This window comes from bacterium (assembly GCA_035529855.1).
Taxonomy (GTDB): Bacteria; RBG-13-66-14; B26-G2; order WVWN01; family WVWN01; genus WVWN01.
The window spans coordinates 1-2,361 of record DATKVX010000133.1; the positions used below are offsets into that span (position 1 = coordinate 1).

Annotated in this window: 5 protein-coding genes; all 5 read right to left on the bottom strand. The window is 60.3% G+C overall.

The features are described from left to right. On the bottom strand, window positions 1-809 hold an 809-nt coding region (locus tag VMX79_12905; GenBank protein HUV87996.1), incomplete at its 3' end, for a PD-(D/E)XK nuclease family protein. Continuing rightward, window positions 806-985 (bottom strand): hypothetical protein, encoded by a 180-nt coding sequence (locus tag VMX79_12910; GenBank protein ID HUV87997.1) that lies wholly within the window; start codon window positions 983-985, stop codon window positions 806-808. The genes VMX79_12910 and VMX79_12905, both read right to left, overlap by 4 nt. Window positions 986-1,264: 279 nt before the next feature. Beyond that, the gene (locus VMX79_12915; protein ID HUV87998.1) at window positions 1,265-1,528 is read right to left on the bottom strand and encodes a hypothetical protein; all 264 of its coding nucleotides are present in this window, start codon (window positions 1,526-1,528) and stop codon (window positions 1,265-1,267) included. Window positions 1,529-1,558: 30 nt separating this feature from the next. Then, window positions 1,559-1,756: a hypothetical protein gene (locus tag VMX79_12920; protein ID HUV87999.1), complete on the bottom strand. Its 198-nt coding sequence runs from the start codon at window positions 1,754-1,756 to the stop codon at window positions 1,559-1,561. Between the two features lie 13 nt (window positions 1,757-1,769). Further along, a complete protein-coding gene (locus tag VMX79_12925; GenBank protein HUV88000.1) occupies window positions 1,770-2,234 on the bottom strand; it encodes a helix-turn-helix transcriptional regulator in 465 nt (154 codons plus the stop codon). Window positions 2,235-2,361 lie beyond the last annotated feature (127 nt).

Sequence of the window (2,361 nt, forward strand, 5' to 3'; positions counted from 1 at the left end):
TCCTCGAAGGCGCGCACGTCGTCGAGCGTCCGCGCCGGCGCGTAATAGCGGAAGGCGTCGGGTACTTTTGTTTTCTTTAACACCGTCAAATATAATCCGTCGGGGAGGCGGTCGTACTTCTTCCAGCAGAGGTAGGCGTAGGCGGTAAGTTGCGGCGATTGTGCTGCGGCGATTTCGTCGCTTGGGCCCCAACCCGCGGCCGTTTTATGATCGCCCACATATAGTTTGCCGTCGCGCTCCTCGATGATGTCGGCGAAGCCCTGCAGGACGAGGCCGACGTCGATGTCGTGTCTCAGGAAGACCTCGCAACCGATAACCGTCGCGGCCAGCACTTCGTCGCGGTGTCGCTGATACCACAGCGAGACGAGCGTGCGGCCTTGGGACAGGAGGCCCGGGACTAAGACTTCTACGTCGGGAGCGTTTTTCTTGCGGGATTTTTTCTTCTCGACGCGGTCCCCGAATGTCTCGCCTTCCTTGAAGGTGATGCCGTCGCGGTTAGCCGCGGCGAAGTGTACGGCGAAGACGCCGGCTACCTCCTCCGCGGTCATCGGCGTCTTTTGGCGGCCGTAGGCGGCGGCGATGGCGGCGTGGACGGCCCGGCCGAAGGCGAACGCCGCCGGCGTCGAGACCGGCTCGAGCTGGTCGATGTAGCGGTAACGATAACGTCTTGGACAAGCCAATGCCGTTTCGATTGTGGTATGGCTGAGCTTCACGACGGCCGGGCCTTTGTACTGTTCGGCGAGGTCGGCCGCGCGCACGGAGTGACCGTCGATTTCGGCCACGGGTTCTTCGTTTGCGTATTCGGTCATTTCGGCGCCTCTTTTCCCGCGTATTTAAAACAGCCGCGGAGTTGTTTGCGGCACTCGGGACAAATCCACATCGGCGCTTGCCATACGCCCGGGGCGGCGGCTAATTTTACCAGCCGCAACCCCGATACTTCTTTGCCGTAGTGGTACTCACATTGACCTTTTTTTGTCTCACTCATCTCTTCCCCTTTCGCCGCCAGCGTTGGCGTTTTAGTCGTCGCATAAAAGATATCGGATATCGCGCGACGTCGCGCCGCAACACGTTGTCCTTCCGTTTACCAGGGCGCCGCCAGGCGCATCACACGCCGGGCACCGCGGCGTTGAGTACCCACAACCCGGGCAGTCCAGGTCCTCGTTAAGCTCCCCCTGACACTTCGGGCAATAGCTGGTCGTGTCGTTTAACTCCGGCTCGTTTCCCGTTACGCCGTCCGGGTAATTACCGTTAAGCATCGTTCCTCCTAAAGCGTCAACTCGCCGCCGCGCTCCGAACCCTCGGCGACGACGCGCGTTAAAAAATCTTCGATAGCTACGGGCGACGGCCGCCGCACGGCCGTCGCCTCGTCGTGCGGGAGGCCAAGCCGGGACGCCGCGCCGTTGATAGCGTTCCAGATTTTCCAGAACTCGGCGAGGGCTTTTTCCGTCGGCCGCAACTCGACCTCGACCAGCATCTCGGCGAAGCGATCGAGTAGTTTAATATTCAGCTTTCGTTGGAAGTCGTCCATGATTGCCTCCTCATAACCCCGGCGGATCTGTTAGCTTTCGTCGTTGTACCATTCCGCAAATTTTTCGGCGGTTATGCTTAATCCGAATCGCTCCGAATGAAGAACGCGGATAAAATCTTTCGGTTCAGCCCCGGCCGATTCAATGATATGGCGTGCGTTAACTTTTAATCTCTTATCCAATAATCGCGCCGCGACATCTTCGTCGCTCAATTCGACTTCTATTTTCATATGGCCTCCATTCCTATATCCCCGGCGGGTCGTCGCCGGCCGCGAGGGCCGCGAGAGCGCCCAAAAGGTCCGCCTGGCGCTCGGCCGCGGCGCGGATCTCGATTAGGAGTGTGTATTTACGCTCGGCGCGGTTGAGGTCCGCGCCGGAAGCGACGTTGAAGTACTCGCAGAGACGCCCGAGTGTCCGCGGCGTCGGCTCCTCCCGTAGATTTAGAGCGCGACTTAAATCCGCTTTATCCAAAGCCGTCGCACGGGCGACGTCGCCTATGGAGAGGCCGCTTTCATCGAACCGCGCGCGGCAAGCGGCGAGGATGGGGGCTGTGGAATGTTCAACGGGGCGATGACGGACGCGCGGCATTACGGCCGTTTTAACGGGCTTGAGGCCCTGGGCGGTATTGGGGGCCGGTTTGCCTCTGTGCGTCGATTCTACCCGTTGGCCGTTGTTGGCCACGCTTTCGTGGCTCCGAGCGCGGGTCACGGCGCCACCTCCGCCCCGCTGTACCCCCGGCCATTTGCTTTGGGAGCAGAAGGCCGGAGGTTCAAATCCTCTCGCCCCCAAAATTGCGGAAATGGTATTGGGGTTGTTAGCGGGGAACCTACGATGA

What these genes read in the sequence shown, in the direction of transcription:
- VMX79_12910 (HUV87997.1), bottom strand. Translation starts at nt 985, where the DNA reads ATGAGTGAGACAAAAAAAGGTCAATGTGAGTACCACTACGGCAAAGAA.
- VMX79_12915 (HUV87998.1), bottom strand. Translation starts at nt 1,528, where the DNA reads ATGGACGACTTCCAACGAAAGCTGAATATTAAACTACTCGATCGCTTC.
- VMX79_12920 (HUV87999.1), bottom strand. Translation starts at nt 1,756, where the DNA reads ATGAAAATAGAAGTCGAATTGAGCGACGAAGATGTCGCGGCGCGATTA.